Source organism: Nonomuraea sp. LP-02, from assembly GCF_036289125.1.
In the GTDB taxonomy this organism is placed as follows: domain Bacteria; phylum Actinomycetota; class Actinomycetes; order Streptosporangiales; family Streptosporangiaceae; genus Nonomuraea; species Nonomuraea bangladeshensis.
Window position 1 is genome coordinate 6154395 of sequence record NZ_JAXCLK010000001.1, and the last position, 15138, is coordinate 6169532.

Below are 15138 nucleotides of genomic sequence, written 5' to 3' on the forward strand. Positions count from 1 at the left end.
GCCCTGTGGCCGCCGTAGAACCGCCCAGAAACGCCGCAACGCCTCTCCTCGACCCCAAAGCCGCTCCCGGCCACCGCCGGGGCCTCCTGGGGCCCTTGGAGCCGTGGGGCTGTCGGGCTCTTGAGCTGTCGGGCTCTTGAGCTGTCAGGCTGTTGGGCTGTTGGGCTATTGGGCGGCGAGGCGGGCGCGTACCGTGGCGGCCACCCGCCCGCCCTCGGCCCTGCCCGCGACCTTCGGATTCACGGCCTTCATGACCTGCCCCATGGACTGCGGCCCGGACGCGCCCGTCTCCGCGATCGCCGCGTCCACGAGCACGACCAGCTCCTCGTCGGAGAGCTGCGCCGGGAGGTACTCCTCCAGCACCGCCTGCTCGTCCAGCTCCGCCTGCGCCTGCTCGGCGCGCCCGGCGTTGCCGAACGCCTCGGCCGCCTCCTTGCGCTTCTTGGCCTCCTTCGTGAGGACCTTGATGACCTCGTCGTCGGAAAGCTCCCTGGCCTCCTTGCCGGAGACCTCCTCGACGTTGACCGCCGCCAAAGCCATCCGGATCGTACGGAGACGTACCTCGTCGCGGCTCTTCATCGAGGCCGTGAGGTCGGCCTTCAGCTTGTCCTTCAATGCGCTCATGCGGTCCATCTTGCCGTCTGCGCGGACACCTCGTGCCCGATGTCGGGCATCATGAGTGGGTGAGGAAAGCCGTCGCAGTGCCCCTGTCCATGTTCGGTCTCGGCCTGGCCGGGCTGGGTTACGCGTCCGTGGTCGAGCGCAACTGGTTCCGGTTGCGCCGCTTCGACGTACCCGTCCTGGAGCGCGGCCAGCGCCCGGTGCGCATCCTCCACCTGTCCGACCTGCATCTGACGCCACGCCGCTCAATGCTCATCACGTGGGTCCGCTCGCTCGGCGAGCTCAAGCCCGACCTGGTCGTCAACACCGGCGACTCCATCGCCCACCCGGACGCCGTCCCCTCGCTCCTGCACGCCCTGGAGCCGCTGCTCTCCCGTCCCGGCCTGTTCGTCTACGGCTCCAACGACCTCTACGCCCCCAAGCCGAAGAACCCGGCCCGCTACCTCTGGCGCACCTCCAAGAACGAGCGCCGCCAGCACGTCCCCAGCCTCCCCTGGGAGGAGCTGGGCGCCGGCATGGCCGCCGAGGGCTGGCTCGACATGAACAACACCACGGCCCGCATCAAGGTCGGCGACCTCGACGTGGCCGTGGCCGGCATCCACGACTCCCACATCTCCCGCGACCGCTACGACCTGGTCGCCGGCCCGGCCCCGGCCGACGCCGACCTCCGCCTCGGCGTCATGCACTCCCCCGAGCCGCGCAACATGAGCCTCTTCGCCGCCGACGGCTACCAGCTCCTGCTGGCCGGCCACACGCACGGCGGCCAGCTCTGCGTCCCCTTCTACGGCGCCCTGGTCACCAACTGCGGCATCGACCGGGCCAGGGTGAAGGGCCTGAGCCGCCACGACGGCTCCTGGCTGCACGTCTCGGCCGGCCTCGGCACCTCGCCGTACGCCCCGGCCCGCTTCGCCTGCTTCCCGGAGGCGTCCCTCCTCACCCTCGTACCGCGCCGCGCCTAAAGGCGGTCACAACCACCTTGGGAGTCCGCTAGACTTTTCCAGGTACGCACCGATCGGCGCGTGCACCGGGGTGTAGCGCAGCTTGGCAGCGCGCTTCGTTCGGGACGAAGAGGTCGTGGGTTCAAATCCCGCCACCCCGACACAGTTCGGCCAGGCAGAGGGTCTGATTCGCTAAGCGGATCGGGCCCTTTTCCGTTTGTCGCCGAAGACGGTGTTCATCGCGTGGGCAGCCTTGGTGATCATCGGCTTGAGCCGGTGCCACGCCTGGTGCGCCTTCGGCCCCTGAAATAAGTGCTCTGAACTGCAATGATATGCATTTGAATATTGGTCTTCCATCAATATCAATATTGGACAGTCACGATGTCCCGTGATGGTCTCTGCGCATGAAGAAGACGATCCCGCAGGTCCTACGCTCCGGGCTCGGCGCCGCCGTGCTCGTCTCGCTCACTCTCTGCGGAATCCCCGCGTACGGTGCCACCGCCCACGGCGCCATGGTCGCGACGGCCCATGAGGTCAGGCCGGGTACCGTCGTACGCGATGACCTGCGTGCGGTGTTCGACACGGCGCAGGTGCGAGGCACGTTCGCGTTGCTGGACGTGTCGTCCAGGAAGGTGACCGTGGTGGACCGCCGGCGCGCCGAGAAGCCGATGGTGCCCGCCTCCAGTTTCAAGGTGCCGCACGCGCTGGTCGCTCTGGAGACCGGCGTGGTCAAGAGCCCCGACGAGGTGATCCCCTGGGACGGCACGCCGCAGCCGTTCCCCGAATGGGAGAAGGACATGAGCATGCGCGAGGCCGTTCGCATATCCAACGCGGCGGCGTTCCAGGTGATCGCCCGCCGCATCGGCCTCCAGCGCGAACGGCAGTGGCTGCACCGGCTGAACTACGGCAACCGGCAGACCGGGACGGTGGTGGACCGGTTCTGGCTGGACGGCCCGCTGAAGATCTCGGCGGTGGAACAGACCAGGTTCATGGAACGGCTGGCCGCCCTGCGCCTGCCCGCCTCGCGTGAGCACCAGCGCACCGTCCACGACCTGATCAAGCAGGAGGAGAAGGACGGGTACGCGCTGTACGCCAAGTCAGGCTGGCAGAACGCCCCCGGCCCCGGCACGGGCTGGTGGACCGGGTGGGTCGAACGCGGCGGACGCGTGTACACGTTCGCGCTGAACATGGACATCGCTAAGGACGGCGACGCCGCCAAGCGCGCCACCCTCGCGCGTGAGCTGCTGCACCGGCTGAACGTCCTGCCCACGGCGTGACCATGCCCCTCTCCGACCACGGCGACCGTCGCACGGTCGTCGTGGTCGTCGCCATTCAGGCCGCCATCTCCCTGGGCTACTTCGCGGCGATGGCGCATGTCGTCCTCCACCTCAAAGTCGACCTGGGGCTGGCCGCCGGGCTGATCGGCCTGGTGCTGGCGCTGCGCAATCTGGTGCAGCACACGCTGTCCCTGCCGGTCGGCGCGCTGGTGGACGTGCTCGGCCCGGTGCGGATAGGCATACTGGCGTGCCTGCTGCGCGCGGCCGGGTTCGCGCTGCTGGGCACCGTGTCCTCGCTGCCCTGGCTGGTCGTCGCGGCGGTGTTGCTGGGCACGGGCGGGGCGCTGTTCCATCCGGCGGCGCAGTCGCTCCTGGCCGGGCTCGCCGAACGGCGAAGGGCGCGCGGATACGCGGCGTACACGGTGACGTTGCAAATCGCGGCGGTGCTCGGCCCGGCGCTCGGGCTGGCACTGTTGAACGTCGGCTACTGGCTGGTGGCGCTCACCGCGGCCGCGCTGTGGATCGGTGCGGCCTTCCTGTTCGCACTGCTGCGGCAGGGCCCGCCCGTCCGGGTCGTGAGCGGGGTCGTCTCCGGGGTGCGGACGGTGCTGCGGGACCGGGCCTTCCTGGGGTTCGCGGTCGTGTCGACGCCCGCGATGCTGGTGACGGACCAGGCGTCGGTGGTGGTACCGCTCAGCGGCGTGGACGCGGGAGCGGTGACCGTGTTCGTCTGCGTGCTCGCCATGGTGTCGGCCATGGTCCAGCCGTGGTGCGCGGTGCCGGGACGCGCCGACCGGCCCGGCGTGCTGCGCGCGGGGCTGCTGTTCGCCGCCGTCGGCCATCTGCTGCTCGCCGTCGGCGCGGGCGGCGGGCTGACGGGCCTGGTGTTGGTGGCCGCGCTGCACGGGCTCGCCGACGGGCTGCTGCAACCGGCGGTGTTCCAGACGATCGCCCGGCTCGCTCCGCCGACGCGTTTCGGGGCATACCTGGGCGTGCAGACGTTCCTCTCGGGTCTGTTCGCGTTCGCCGGCGGCATCGCCGTGGGCTGGTCGTTCGACCGGGGGCCGGGCGGGGCGACGACGGCGCTGGTCGTCCTCGCGTTGACCGCCTGCGCCGCGGCGGCCTGCGCCCGCCCGCACCCCGGACAGGCGATCGATGCCCGGGACGCGGCGCGGGCGGCGGGCGGGGTCGAACAGGGACGCCCCTAGGGAGCGGTGGGTCGGCGAACCAGGCGGGTGCACGCCGCCTTCTCCGTGGAGCGGGCCCGGCGGAGAAGGCGGCGGTCGAGGAGATCGTTTACGTGAGCGCGCCGGTCCTTCGGTCAGTCGGTACGGGTGCGCGCCACCTCTGCGGCCACGGCGCGGAAGGCGGTGAATGCCTCGTCCAGGTCGATCTGGCCGCCGGGTGTTGAGATGACCGACTTGACGATGACCACGTCATGCTTCGGCGAGACGTAGATGTGCTGGCCGCCGAACCCGGCCGCCATGTAGTCCTTCTCGCCGCCGCCGCCCAGCCACCAGTGCAGGCCGTACCGTTCGTTGAAGGAGGCGGACGGCTGGGTCGAGCGTCGCACCCAGGAAGCGGGAACGACCTGCTTGCCGTGCGCCTTGCCACCCCGCAGGTAGAGCAGGCCGAAGCGGGCGAAGTCGCGGTCGGTGGCGTGGAAGCAGCAGTAGCCGAGGTTGTCGCCGGAGGAGTCGTTGCCGATCAGGACGGACGACTCCATCCCCGCCGGCTTCCAGATCTTCTCCTGCACGTACCGGTGGTACGGCATGCCCGTCGTCTGCCCGATGAGCCGGGCGAGCACGAAGGAGTTGACGCTGGTGTACTCGAACCGGCTGCCCGGCTTCCAGCCGCGCTTCTGCCGCGCCGCGAAGTTCTTCAGCGGCCGCCCGCGCTGCGCGAGGGCCTGCAGCTGCGGCGCTCCCTTGGTCTCCTCCCACTCGATGCCCGAGGACATGCGCAGCAGGTTCCTGATGCTCACGCCGTTGAAGCCGGAGCCCTTCAACTCGGGCAGATACCGGGTCACCGGGTCGTCGATCGAGCGGATGTGCCCCTCGCTCAGGGCGATGCCGATCGCCGCCGAGGTGAAGGACTTCGCCATCGACCAGGACTGGAAGCGCATGTCTCGGTCGGCGCCGACGTAGCGTTCGAGGACGATGTCCTGGCCGTCCAGGACGACGAAGCCGTTGGTCTTGGTGGCCGTGAGGAAGTCGTCGAGCGTACGTTCCTCTCCCTTGTGGGTGTAGGTCACCGCGAGCTTTCTCGGCGCGCTGCGCAACACGACCGGGTTGGCGGACGGGCGTACCTGGTCGGTGCCGATCAGCGCGGACGCCGTCTCCGCGCTGACCTGGGCGGCTGAGGCCGGTTCAAGGGCGCTCACGGGGATCATGGCGGTGGCCACCGCCAGGGCGGCGACCGCCAGTCTCCTGTGTCTCGGTCGGCGGCGAGCGGTGCTGGGGTGGGACACGTTCCCTCCTGTGAACGGTCGCGGGCCGCATGCCCGCGTGTCGCCACGAAAGGGTGCCGAGTCTTCTTGGCATATTTCTGGGAACGGAGCCGGGCGGCTCCGTCAGCCCCGGGACACCGCCAGCCAGGCACCGAGATGCGCCCTCCCCCCAGGCTCTTGCTCGCCTCCCGCCGCCGGCAGGCGTACCACGAAGCGGGCGCCAGGTCCGTCCTCGGGATCCGACACCTCGACCTCGCCCCCGTGCAGCCTCGCCTGCTGCCGTACCAGCGTGAGCCCGAGTCCGGAGCCCGGGCCGCCCGCCCGACGGTGGAACCGGTCGAAGACCTTCTCCCGTTCGGCGACCGCGATCCCCCTCCCGCGATCCCGTACGGACAGCGCCACGACGGTTCCCTCGGTCGTCAGCGTCAGCGTGATCTCGACGTGCCCTGCCTCGTCCGCCCCGTGAATGGCCGCGTTGTCGAGCAGGTTGTCCACGATCACGCGCAGCCCTTCCTCCCAGCCCCGCACCCGTGCCGGGCCCGGCTCCGCCAGGATGATCGTCGCTCGTGGATGGCGCCGGCGCGCGTCGCCGACGGCGTCCGCGACGACGTCGGCCAGATCGATGTCGGTGAACGTCGTGGTGTCCACGAGCTCGCCACGGGCGAGCCCGCGCAGCAGAGTGATCAGCCGTTGCAGGCGCAGGTGCTCCCCCTCCAGGTCGGCGATGATCCCGGCCTGGTCGTCCGGCTCCAGGCCAGGGTGACGCAGCAGGTCGAGGTTGGTGCCCATGCTGGTCAGCGGGGTGCGCAGCTCGTGCGCCACGGTCGCGGCGAAGGCACGGGCGATCTCCAGCGCCTCTCCGGTACGGCTGACGGCCTCGTCGCGCCGGGCCAGCGACTCGTTGAGCAGGGCGGCCAGTTCGTCGATCTCGGTGACCCGGGAGGCGGTGCCCAGCCGTACCGTTCCTGGCGCCGACCGGCCGAGCTCGCGGGCCTGCCGCCGCAGCACCACCAGGGGATGCACCGCGAACCGCCCGAGCACGAGCCCGGCTCCGACCCCGGCCAGCGCCGCGATCAGCGTCACGCCGCCCACACGGCGGCGGAGCAGCGCGATCTGCCGCTCAAGGAGCTGTTCCGGCTCGAACACCCAGACCCGGGCAAGGCTCCCGGCAGGGCCGAGATCGGCGGCGACGTACCGCCACCGGCGCTCCCCCTCCGTGTAGCCGCTGGGGCCGTCCACGGTGAGGGCGGGCCGGCCGCGCGGCGTGTCCCCGATGACGAGCGCCTCGGTGCCGGACACGTCCACCACCACTCCACCCGGAGTGTCGGCGCCGAGCGCGGCACCGGTCAGTCGCTGGGCGAGAAAGTCCGGGCGCGTCCCCGCTCTGAGCCGATAGGTCCAGGCGTACGTCTTGGCCATCGGGGTCAGAGTGCTGAGCCGCGCCTCCAGTCTCCGGTCGCGTTCGGCACGCAGATCGGCGCTCACCAGGCCCAGCACCAGCACCCCCGCGAGCAGCACCAGCAGCGGCACGATCGCCGCCAGGCACACCACGAACCGGGTGGACAGCCTCACGCGGGGTCGTCCCGCAGCACGAAGCCGACCCCGCGTACGGTGTGCACCATCCGCGGTTCGCCCTCCGCCTCCAGCTTGCGCCGCAGATACCCGACGAAGGTGTCCACGGCGTTGTCGGTCACCTCGAAGTCGTAGCCCCACACCCGCTCCAGCAGCACCTGCCGGGTCAGGACGATTCCGGCGTTGAGCGCGAGCACCTCCAGCAGCTCGAACTCGCGCCGGGTCAGCTCGACCCGCCGCCCGTTCATGGTCACGCGCCGGGTGGCGGGATCGACGGACAACGGCCCCACCCGTACCGTCTCGTCACCGGTCGCCACGCGGCCCGTACGCCGCAGCAGGGCGCGTAATCGCAGCACCAGTTCCCTGAGGTCATAGGGCTTGACCACGTAGTCGTCGGCGCCCGCCGCCAGGCCGGCCACGCGGTCGGCGACCTCGTCCAGCGCGGAGAGCATGAGCACGGGCACCTCCGCCCGCCGCTGCCGTAGCCGCGCGCACACCTCGATGCCGGACATCCCGGGCATCGACACATCCAGCACGATCGCGTCCGGCGACTCGCTCTCCGCGATCTCCAGCGCCGTCGACCCGGACCCGGCCGTCCGGACCTCGAAGCCTTCCAGGCGAAGCCCCCGCCGCAGCGAGCGCAGGATCGCGGGATCGTCGTCAACCGCGAGAATGCGATACTCCCCCATCGACGTCTCCCCGTGCGTCATCGATCCGACCGTGTACGGCCGTCATACGCTGCCCCCGGAGACTCCGGCCCACGGCCGAGCCGGCGCCGGTGAGGCCGCCGCCCCGTAGCCCCCACCGAGCTCGATCGTAACTCCGTACACCGGTATGCGGCGGGGGTCGCTGTTGCGTTCGGCCTACTGGTCCGCGGGGCGGTAGCCGTCCGGCAGGCCGTTCTTGACGTATCTGGTCCTGCCGGTCGCCAGGTCGAGGAAGAAGTCCCTGCGCTCCTCCTCGTCGGCGTCCCGATAGATCTGGAACGGGCCCTTGGCGGACCAGCCGGTGCCCGATCCGATCGGGTCACCGTCGGGGAGCCGGGGGCGCACGCGGTGGATCCGCTCGCGGGTGGTGAGGTCGTAGGTCTCGACGAGGCTTCCGTCATCGCTGATGACCACGAGCCGGCTGCCGTCCGGCTTGAGGAAGGCGCTGCGGGACTCCAGGAGCCCGCGGGGGATGGCGATGCTCAGCAGCTCCTTGCCGCGATGGTCATGGGCCACCAGGCGGGAAGCCGTCGTGACCACCACCCCCGCCGAGTTGACCTCGAGCACCTTCAGCGCGCCGGGAAGCACGATCTCGCGCCTCGACCTGGTGTCGATGACGCGGGTGCCGTTCTTGGCGAGGGCGACGTACCTGCCGCGCTCGCTGACGCTCACCTCGGGCACGTCCGGGTCGGCGAGCGGCCCGCTGAGGTCATGCCGGGTCCCCGCGTGCTGGTGGACCAGGCGGCGCGAGGTCCGGTCCAGGTAGACGACGGATCGCCGATCGGGGCTCACCAGGAACGGCGCCGCCGTCGGCGCCCCGCCCTTCATGACGACGTACGGCGCGGCCTGCGGGAACGGCTCGCCGTCCACCAGCCAGTAGCGGCACGGGGCGTCCATCTCGTCGAGCCATGGGCAGGCGGGTCCTTCGACCTCGCCGATCTTCTGGAAGGAAACCTGCTGCTCCGGGAACTGCCTGGGCATCGTGTACTGCGGCTGTTCAGTCGGTAGCGGCGGCTGCCAGGGCGCGATGAGAACGCCGGCGAGCACTGTCGCACTTCCCGCTAAATAGCGGGTGCGAACGGACCATCGGCGAATGGCCGATTCGGTTTCGTCCGGTATTTCGGGGGCGGCTTTTCGGCCGGCGTACGATATCGCCGCCACCACCACGACCACGATGGCGGCATGCGCCAATCGGGTCGGCGTGATTCCCTGCGTTGTCAGGAGATAGCAGCCTGTTATGGCGGAAGCGCATACGGCGAGCACCCAGGCGCGGCGATAGACGGCTTCGGTGGCCGACGACCGTACGGCGCGGAATACCGGAACCGCGCACCAGCCCAGGACGAGATAGAACGGATCCGCGGTCAGACCCGCCACGGGAGCCGCGAGGACGACGGTCGCCAGCCGCCACCGGCGCAGGCCGGCGAAATGGCCGATGACCTGGCGGGCGTTGGTCCCGGTGATCTCAAGGCCCGTCAGGGCGGCGAACCTGCCGAGGCCCCCCGGGCTGAGGGGCACGGCCGCCGCGAGCGCGGTGATCACCGCGGCCACCCAGGAAATCATCGGGGGTATCGTCACAAGGCGCCACGATATATGGTTCCGTCTCGTGATCTCAGCGGACTTATGGCAGCGATTCGGCATTGCTCCGCGTAGGCAATTGCCGTTCGCGGTGTCCAGTTGTGTCGCGCTGATGTGCGTCGCGGTGGGCTTGGCGTGGTCGGGGTCGATAACGCCGCACATCCGCTGGGGAATCAATGATTTCTTTCTCCATGCCGACGTGGACGGCAATGGCGTGCTGTCGACCAGGGCCTGGTTCGAGCTTGAGAACCAGACGATCACCCCATTCACCATCACGGATATCTCGATGTCCATACCGGGCCTGCGGCTGCTCCCTTCCGAGGACACGGAGGAGGATCCCGCCGAGATCACTGTCGAGGGCAGCGGGTCCGGGACGGTGATCCGGCGGATCGTCATCGCCGACTGTGCGGCGGTGCCGCGCGAGCCGCAGCCGATCCGATTCACCTACCGGACCTGGCTGGGGTCGGGTTCGTCGGAGGTGACTCTGGCCCCCTGGCAGCTGACCGGCAGCGAGGGCCAGGTTCCCGTGGCCTGGCAACGCGGCCTGGCCGGCCTGGTGTGCAACAAGGCAGTGAGCGGTGACCTCTGACGGCCGCCCCACGAGAGAAGGGCACTGCGCGTGCTTCCCGTCACGAATATCGCCACCGGGCTGGTCATCGCCTTCTGCGCACTCCGGCTCAACGGCCTCGACCTGCTGTTCGATCCCGTCGGCTGGGGTCTGTGCGCCGCCGGGCTGCTGTCGTTGCAGCGACTGGGCCACGCCTTCGCCGTGGCCCGGGCGTGGGCGCTCTGCATGGTCCCCGTCTCGCTGGTGGCCGTCTTCGCGGAGGGCGTACGCACGGATGAGCCGATCAAGCCGGTGATCGGCATCGCCGTCACGGTCGGTGGCCTCATCACGGTCTGGCTGATCGTGGACGCGCTCGTGATCCGGATGCGCTCAAGCGGCGACAGCTCCCAGGTCGCCCTGCTGGACGTGCTGCGCTGGGCGGTGGCCGGCCTGGGCGGGGCCGGCCTGCTGGCCAGGTACGGCTACGGCGAGCTGTCGCCCGTCCTGCTCGTCGGGTGGTTCGCCGCCCTCGTCGTCCTGATCGCCGTGCTCTATCGCTCGGCCGACCGGCCGTATCTCCGCGCCACCCCGTAGGAAAAGCGATTGCCTCTGCGCCAGAGCTCAGGTTGGCTGGGGCAGCATGGCTCAACTGCGTACCGATCGCCTCGTCCTGCGCCGATGGCGTGACTCCGACCTCGAACCGTGGGCGGCGATGAATGCCGATCCCGAGGTCCGCGAGCACTTGGGCGACCTGCTCACCCGCGAACAGAGCGATGCCTCCGTGTCGCGATTTCAGGCCGAGTTCGACCGGCGAGGCTACGGGTGGTGGGCGGTCGAGGTCGAGGCCACGGGCGAGTTCATCGGCTTCGCGGGCTTGGACGAAGTGGACGACCACCTGCCGTTCACAGGGGTGGAGATCGGGTGGCGGCTCGCCCGCTCGGCCTGGGGCCAGGGTTACGCCACCGAGGCTGCGCTGGCTGTCCTGGCCCACGGCTTCGATGCTCTTGAGCTTCCTGAGATCCTCGCTGTCACGACGGCCACCAACCATCGTTCCCAGGCAGTGATGCGCCGGATCGGCATGACCCGGGACCCGGCTGACGACTTCGTCGATCCCACCGAGCCGGAAGGGCCACTGCGTCCGAACGTGCTGTACCGCGTCACCCGTGGTGCGAGGATCTGATGCGGGCTTCAGAGGTTTCCCGTGCGGTGGCGGCGGCCAGGTCGATCGCCTCGTCGCTCGGGCTGACGGCCGACGACGCGATCGTTCTTCATGATTCGAACAAGCTCACCCTGCGGCTGCTGCCGTGTGACGTCGTGGCCCGGGTGGCGCCCGTGGCGCAGCAGGTCGCGCAGTTCGAGGTCGAGCTTGCCCAGAGGCTGGTCGAGTCCAGTTGTCCTGTGGCTGCTCTCGACCCTCGGGTGGAGCCGCGCGTCCATGAGCGTGACGGGTTCGTGGTCACGCTGTGGACCTACTACGCACCTGCGTCGTCTCGGGAGATCTCGCCGGCCGATTTCGCCAAGGCGCTCGAACGGCTGCACGCGGGCATGCGCGAGCTCGACTTCCCTGCGCCGCACTTCATGAATCGGGTCGAGCAGGCTCAACGGCTCGTGGCGAGCCGTGACCTCACGCCGGAACTGGCCGACGCGGATCGGGAGCTGCTCGGGGACACGTTGCGGAGCCTGGGACGAGTGATCGGCGAGCGCGGCGGCGCCGAGCAGCTGCTGCACGGCGAGCCGCACCCGGGCAACGTGCTCAGCACCGCGAACGGGTTGCTGTTCATCGATCTGGAGACGTGTTGCCGTGGACCGGTCGAGTTCGACCTCGCTCATGCGCCCGAGGAAGTCGGCGAGCACTATTCGGGGGTGAGTCCGGACTTGCTGCGTGAGTGCCGGACCCTTGTGCTCGCGATCATCGCGGCCTGGCGGTGGGAGCTGGGCGATCAGCTCCCGGACGGGCGGCGGCTGGGCGCGGAGTGGCTCGACCAGATCCGGGCGCTGGGGTTCACCGCCGGCTGATCCAGGCGTGCAGGGGGACGTGGTCGGACCACGTGCTGCGGGCGTAGTCGAGGAAGCAGCGGCGTACGCGGCCGTCGTCGGCGAACAGGTAGTCGATCTTGCGTTTGCGGGTGGCGTACGTCCAGCGGTTGCGGGGGTCGCATTCGTCGCGGCCCTTGTAGGCGATGGCGGCGGCGCGTGGCACCAGGTTGAGGTCGCCGCCGACGACCCCCGTGCTGAGCTTCAGCAGCTCGCGGAGCTGGGCGTGCCGGTAGGGGGCGCCCTTCTGGCGGTCGTCGTTCGCCATGCCGGAGGAGAGGTGTGTGGTGCAGAAGGCGCGGTCGGCCGTGCAGAGCGCGTAGCGGCGGGGGCCCCACGGGGGCGAGGTGAGCGGGTGCACCTCGAAGCGGATGCCGTGGCCGGCCACGGCCAGGGTGACGCTCTGTGTTCCGCGTAGCCTGCCGGTTCGGTCGGGGTGGCATTGGTACGGGGAGCCGTCCGGGTGGGTGAGCGGGGCCGACTTGACGCTCCACGCCCGGCCGGTGCGGGCTTCCAGCTCGCGTTCCAGGTCGGCGTCCGCGCCCGTGCAGAACTCCTGGAGGAAGATCGCGTCCGTGTCGGTGGCCAGTACGGCGACGTGCCAGGCCAGGTCGGCGGTGGAGCGGCGATGGAGCGGGCAGGCGGCGTTCGTGCCGGCGCAGACGTTCCAGGTCATCACGTGCAGTGTCGGCGCGGGGGTGGTCGGCGCCGACAGCAGGGTGGCGATGAGGATGTGTCCGATCATCGAGGCAAATTTCAGCACATGTGCCGCGCGGGTGCGCTTCAGGTCAGTTTTCAAGAAGCGCGACGCCCAGGCGCCTCCCTAGCATGGGAAACGCCCAGCAAGCAGCACCACGGGAGGAACCGGCATGAGCGCCGCGAAGAACACCAAAGCCACCACCTTCGAGGGCTTCTCGGAGGAGGAGCGTGCCGCGATGAAGGAGCACGCTCAGGAGCTGAAGAAGACGGCGCGGCGTGGTTCCAAGCAGGTCGACCTGGAGCCGGACGTGCTCGCGAAGATCGCCGAGATGGAGGGGCCGGACCGGGAGATGGCCGAGCGCCTTCACGCCATCATCAAGGCCAGCGCGCCCGAGCTCGCGCCGAAGCTCTGGTACGGCATGCCGGCGTACGCCAAGAACGGCAAAATCCTCTGCTTCTTCCAGCCCGCCACGAAGTTCAAGACGCGCTACGCGACGCTCGGCTTCAACGACGTCGCGAACCTCGACGAGGGCACCATGTGGCCGTCCGCGTACGCCCTCGCCGATCTGGGCCCCGACGAGGAGGCGCGGATCGCCGCCCTCATGAAGAAGGCCGTGTCCGAGGGGGCGTGACCCGTTTTGTCCGCTGAGCTGTTGCGCGAGATCGATCGGCTCGTCGCCTATGACGAGCGGCAGCGGATGGTCCCGCGCGACCGTGAGCGGCTGGTGGCCGTCGTCGAGTCGGTACGGGCCCAGGCCCCCGCCGACCACGCCACACTGCGGGCGTTCGGCGTCGGGCTGCTGGTCCTCGGCGAGTACGGCGAGGCGATCCACCACCTCTTCCGGGCGCTCGACCTGGCGGACAGCGTCCGCAGGAGGATCGCCGCGTCCATCAACCTGGCCGACGCCCATCGCTACTCGGGCGACGCGGCGACCGCCGAGAGCCTGTGCCGGGAGGCGCTCGCCCTCGCGCGGCAGGAGGCGCCCGAGCTGACGGGCTTCGCGCTCCAGCATCTCGGCAAGACGCTCGCCGAGCTGGGACGCGTGCGGGAGGCGCGGCACACCCTGGAGGAGGCGCTGGCGCTACGGATGAGCGAGGGCGATCCCGAGTTGGTCGCCCGCAGCCGGGCCGCCCTGCGACTCCTTGACACGCACGGGCCTCGCATGGGGCGGTGAAAGTTTCAACGAGGCGGCGCAGGTGAGCGGGCTTTCCCGGACCGGCGCGTTGATGCGGGGCACGAGGGATGCCTACGGTGCTGACGGCGGTTTGTCCCGATCCGGTCAAGGAGTCCGTCATGCGGCGCGGTCGCGTCATCCCGGCTCTGGTCCTGGCCCTGCTCGCGTTCCTGGTCACCGCGCCCGAGGCACGGGCACAGGCGGCAGGCGGGTTCGACTTCAGCCGGGCGGAGGTGGCGGCCACGGGGCTGCAGGTGCCGTGGGCGATCGCGTTCCTGCCGGACGGCAGCGCGCTCGTGTCGGAGCGGGGCACCGGGCGGATCATGCAGGTACGCCCCGGGCAGCCGGCCACGGCGGTCGCCACGATCAGCGGGGTGAGCGCGTCGGGCGAGAGCGGCCTGCTGGGGATCGCCGTCTCGCCGACGTACGCGCAGGACGGCTGGGTGTACGCCTACTTCACCAGCACGGCCGGGGACAACCGGCTGGTCAGGCTGCGGCTCACCGCCCCCCAGACCCAGCCGGTGCTGCTCTCCGGCGTGCCGAGCGCGACGATCCATGACGGCGGACGGCTGGCGTTCGGGCCGGACGGCATGCTGTACGTCTCCACCGGCGACGCCAACACCACCGCGAACGCGCAGAACCTCAACAGCCTGGCGGGCAAGATCCTGCGCCTGACGCCCGACGGCGGCGTGCCGGCCGGCAACCCGTTCCCCGGCTCGCCGGTCTACAGCTACGGCCACCGCAACGTGCAGGGCCTCGCGTGGGACGCGCAGGGCCGTATGTACGCCTCCGAGTTCGGCCAGAACACCTGGGACGAGATCAACCAGATCGTGGCGGGCGGCAACTACGGCTGGCCGACCTGTGAGGGCGTCTGCTCCGGCACCTCCTTCCGCAACCCGATCGTCACCTGGACGACGGCGGAGGCGTCGCCGAGCGGCCTGGCGTACGCGAACGGCACGCTCTTCGCGGCGGCGCTGCGCGGGCAGCGGGTGTGGGCGGTGCCGCTCACCCCGACCGGCACGGCGGGCACGCCGGTCGCCGAGCTGCAGGGCGCGTACGGGCGGCTGCGGGCCGCCGCGGTGGGCCCGGACGGCTGGTTGTGGCTCTCGACCAGCAACCGGGACGGCCGTGGCGCTCCGGTCGCCGCCGACGACCGGATCATCCGGGTTCCGCCGACCAGCGTCGGCCAGCCGGAGACCTGCGCCGTGACCGCCACCACCCAGACCCAGTGGGGCAACGGGTACGTGATCCAGCCCGTGACGGTCACCAACACGAGCACCGCCGCGATCGCCGGCTGGTCGGTCACGTTCACGCTGCCGGCCGGCCACACCATCACCAGCTCGTGGAACGCCGTGCTGACGGTGAACGGCCAGACCGTGACGGCGCGGAACGCCGCGCACAACGGCTCCCTGGGCCCGGGGCAGAGCACGACGTTCGGGTTCCAGGCGATCCGGTCCGCCACAGGTACGCAGCTCCCGTCCGGCTACCGCTGCGCCTGACGGCCGCGGATTGCCAGGAGCTCACTTTTTGCCCCACTCTGTGCG

Annotated in this window: 16 protein-coding genes and 1 tRNA gene; 11 read left to right on the forward strand and 6 right to left on the reverse strand. The window is 70.4% G+C overall.

All coding sequences use genetic code 11. The features are described from left to right. Window positions 1-165: 165 nt before the first annotated feature. Window positions 166-624: a GatB/YqeY domain-containing protein gene (locus SMD20_RS28910; RefSeq protein WP_329587164.1), complete on the reverse strand. Its 459-nt coding sequence runs from the start codon at window positions 622-624 to the stop codon at window positions 166-168. 89 nt (window positions 625-713) lie between these two features. Here SMD20_RS28910 and SMD20_RS28915 point away from each other — a divergent pair, with 89 nt between their 5' ends. The 4 genes from SMD20_RS28915 to SMD20_RS28930 all read left to right on the forward strand — a co-directional run bounded on the left by SMD20_RS28915 (window position 714) and on the right by SMD20_RS28930 (window position 4044). Then, window positions 714-1580, forward strand: coding sequence for a metallophosphoesterase (locus SMD20_RS28915; RefSeq protein ID WP_329592702.1), 867 nt, complete (start codon window positions 714-716; stop codon window positions 1578-1580). Between the two features lie 66 nt (window positions 1581-1646). Next, window positions 1647-1720: transfer RNA gene (locus tag SMD20_RS28920), tRNA-Pro, on the forward strand. 243 nt (window positions 1721-1963) lie between these two features. Continuing rightward, window positions 1964-2836 carry a class D beta-lactamase gene (blaOXA, locus tag SMD20_RS28925; protein ID WP_329587167.1) on the forward strand — a complete coding sequence of 291 codons (873 nt, stop codon included), beginning with the start codon at window positions 1964-1966 and terminating at the stop codon, window positions 2834-2836. Window positions 2837-2838: 2 nt separating this feature from the next. Further along, window positions 2839-4044: an MFS transporter gene (locus SMD20_RS28930; RefSeq protein WP_329592704.1), complete on the forward strand. Its 1206-nt coding sequence runs from the start codon at window positions 2839-2841 to the stop codon at window positions 4042-4044. A gap of 113 nt (window positions 4045-4157) precedes the next feature. Here SMD20_RS28930 and SMD20_RS28935 read toward each other — a convergent pair whose 3' ends face one another. From SMD20_RS28935 to SMD20_RS28950, 4 genes are all read right to left on the reverse strand, one after another. Continuing rightward, a complete protein-coding gene (locus tag SMD20_RS28935; RefSeq protein ID WP_329587170.1) occupies window positions 4158-5306 on the reverse strand; it encodes a serine hydrolase domain-containing protein in 1149 nt (382 codons plus the stop codon). Between the two features lie 102 nt (window positions 5307-5408). After that, window positions 5409-6857 (reverse strand): sensor histidine kinase, encoded by a 1449-nt coding sequence (locus SMD20_RS28940; protein ID WP_329587173.1) that lies wholly within the window; start codon window positions 6855-6857, stop codon window positions 5409-5411. Then, complete coding sequence (locus SMD20_RS28945; protein WP_329587176.1) at window positions 6854-7567, reverse strand: response regulator transcription factor; 714 nt, start codon at window positions 7565-7567, stop codon at window positions 6854-6856. The genes SMD20_RS28940 and SMD20_RS28945 overlap by 4 nt, the downstream gene beginning before the upstream one ends. Before the next feature lie 153 nt (window positions 7568-7720). After that, window positions 7721-9124, reverse strand: a complete 1404-nt coding sequence (locus tag SMD20_RS28950) for a hypothetical protein (protein ID WP_329587180.1) — start codon at window positions 9122-9124, stop codon at window positions 7721-7723. Window positions 9125-9167: 43 nt separating this feature from the next. Here SMD20_RS28950 and SMD20_RS28955 point away from each other — a divergent pair, with 43 nt between their 5' ends. From SMD20_RS28955 to SMD20_RS28970, 4 genes are read left to right on the forward strand one after another with little or no spacing between them, the layout of a single operon-like run. Further along, window positions 9168-9728, forward strand: coding sequence for a hypothetical protein (locus SMD20_RS28955; RefSeq protein WP_329587184.1), 561 nt, complete (start codon window positions 9168-9170; stop codon window positions 9726-9728). Window positions 9729-9758: 30 nt separating this feature from the next. Then, window positions 9759-10280 (forward strand): hypothetical protein, encoded by a 522-nt coding sequence (locus tag SMD20_RS28960; protein ID WP_329587187.1) that lies wholly within the window; start codon window positions 9759-9761, stop codon window positions 10278-10280. A 46-nt stretch (window positions 10281-10326) separates the two neighbouring features. After that, window positions 10327-10866 (forward strand): GNAT family N-acetyltransferase, encoded by a 540-nt coding sequence (locus tag SMD20_RS28965; protein ID WP_329587190.1) that lies wholly within the window; start codon window positions 10327-10329, stop codon window positions 10864-10866. Further along, window positions 10866-11702, forward strand: coding sequence for a phosphotransferase (locus SMD20_RS28970; protein WP_329587193.1), 837 nt, complete (start codon window positions 10866-10868; stop codon window positions 11700-11702). The genes SMD20_RS28965 and SMD20_RS28970 overlap by 1 nt, the downstream gene beginning before the upstream one ends. Here SMD20_RS28970 and SMD20_RS28975 read toward each other — a convergent pair. Beyond that, on the reverse strand, window positions 11689-12465 hold the full coding sequence (locus SMD20_RS28975; RefSeq protein ID WP_329587196.1) for an endonuclease/exonuclease/phosphatase family protein: 777 nt from the start codon (window positions 12463-12465) through the stop codon (window positions 11689-11691). The genes SMD20_RS28970 and SMD20_RS28975 overlap by 14 nt on opposite strands. 124 nt (window positions 12466-12589) lie before the next feature. Here SMD20_RS28975 and SMD20_RS28980 point away from each other — a divergent pair, with 124 nt between their 5' ends. The 3 genes from SMD20_RS28980 to SMD20_RS28990 all read left to right on the forward strand — a co-directional run bounded on the left by SMD20_RS28980 (window position 12590) and on the right by SMD20_RS28990 (window position 15093). Beyond that, window positions 12590-13051: an iron chaperone gene (locus SMD20_RS28980; protein ID WP_329587199.1), complete on the forward strand. Its 462-nt coding sequence runs from the start codon at window positions 12590-12592 to the stop codon at window positions 13049-13051. 21 nt (window positions 13052-13072) lie between these two features. Continuing rightward, window positions 13073-13594 carry a tetratricopeptide repeat protein gene (locus SMD20_RS28985; protein WP_329587202.1) on the forward strand — a complete coding sequence of 174 codons (522 nt, stop codon included), beginning with the start codon at window positions 13073-13075 and terminating at the stop codon, window positions 13592-13594. A gap of 119 nt (window positions 13595-13713) precedes the next feature. After that, complete coding sequence (locus tag SMD20_RS28990; RefSeq protein WP_329587205.1) at window positions 13714-15093, forward strand: PQQ-dependent sugar dehydrogenase; 1380 nt, start codon at window positions 13714-13716, stop codon at window positions 15091-15093. The last annotated feature ends 45 nt before the right edge of the window (window positions 15094-15138 follow it).

Excerpts from the sequence above, each read along its gene's own strand:
- SMD20_RS28910 (WP_329587164.1), bottom strand. The coding sequence starts at position 624 with ATGAGCGCATTGAAGGACAAGCTGAAGGCCGACCTCACGGCCTCGATG.
- SMD20_RS28915 (WP_329592702.1), top strand. The coding sequence starts at position 714 with ATGTTCGGTCTCGGCCTGGCCGGGCTGGGTTACGCGTCCGTGGTCGAG.
- blaOXA (WP_329587167.1), top strand. The coding sequence starts at position 1,964 with ATGAAGAAGACGATCCCGCAGGTCCTACGCTCCGGGCTCGGCGCCGCC.
- SMD20_RS28930 (WP_329592704.1), top strand. The coding sequence starts at position 2,839 with ATGCCCCTCTCCGACCACGGCGACCGTCGCACGGTCGTCGTGGTCGTC.
- SMD20_RS28945 (WP_329587176.1), bottom strand. The coding sequence starts at position 7,567 with ATGACGCACGGGGAGACGTCGATGGGGGAGTATCGCATTCTCGCGGTT.
- SMD20_RS28950 (WP_329587180.1), bottom strand. The coding sequence starts at position 9,124 with ATGATTTCCTGGGTGGCCGCGGTGATCACCGCGCTCGCGGCGGCCGTG.
- SMD20_RS28965 (WP_329587190.1), top strand. The coding sequence starts at position 10,327 with ATGGCTCAACTGCGTACCGATCGCCTCGTCCTGCGCCGATGGCGTGAC.
- SMD20_RS28970 (WP_329587193.1), top strand. The coding sequence starts at position 10,866 with ATGCGGGCTTCAGAGGTTTCCCGTGCGGTGGCGGCGGCCAGGTCGATC.
- SMD20_RS28975 (WP_329587196.1), bottom strand. The coding sequence starts at position 12,465 with ATGATCGGACACATCCTCATCGCCACCCTGCTGTCGGCGCCGACCACC.
- SMD20_RS28980 (WP_329587199.1), top strand. The coding sequence starts at position 12,590 with ATGAGCGCCGCGAAGAACACCAAAGCCACCACCTTCGAGGGCTTCTCG.
- SMD20_RS28990 (WP_329587205.1), top strand. The coding sequence starts at position 13,714 with ATGCGGCGCGGTCGCGTCATCCCGGCTCTGGTCCTGGCCCTGCTCGCG.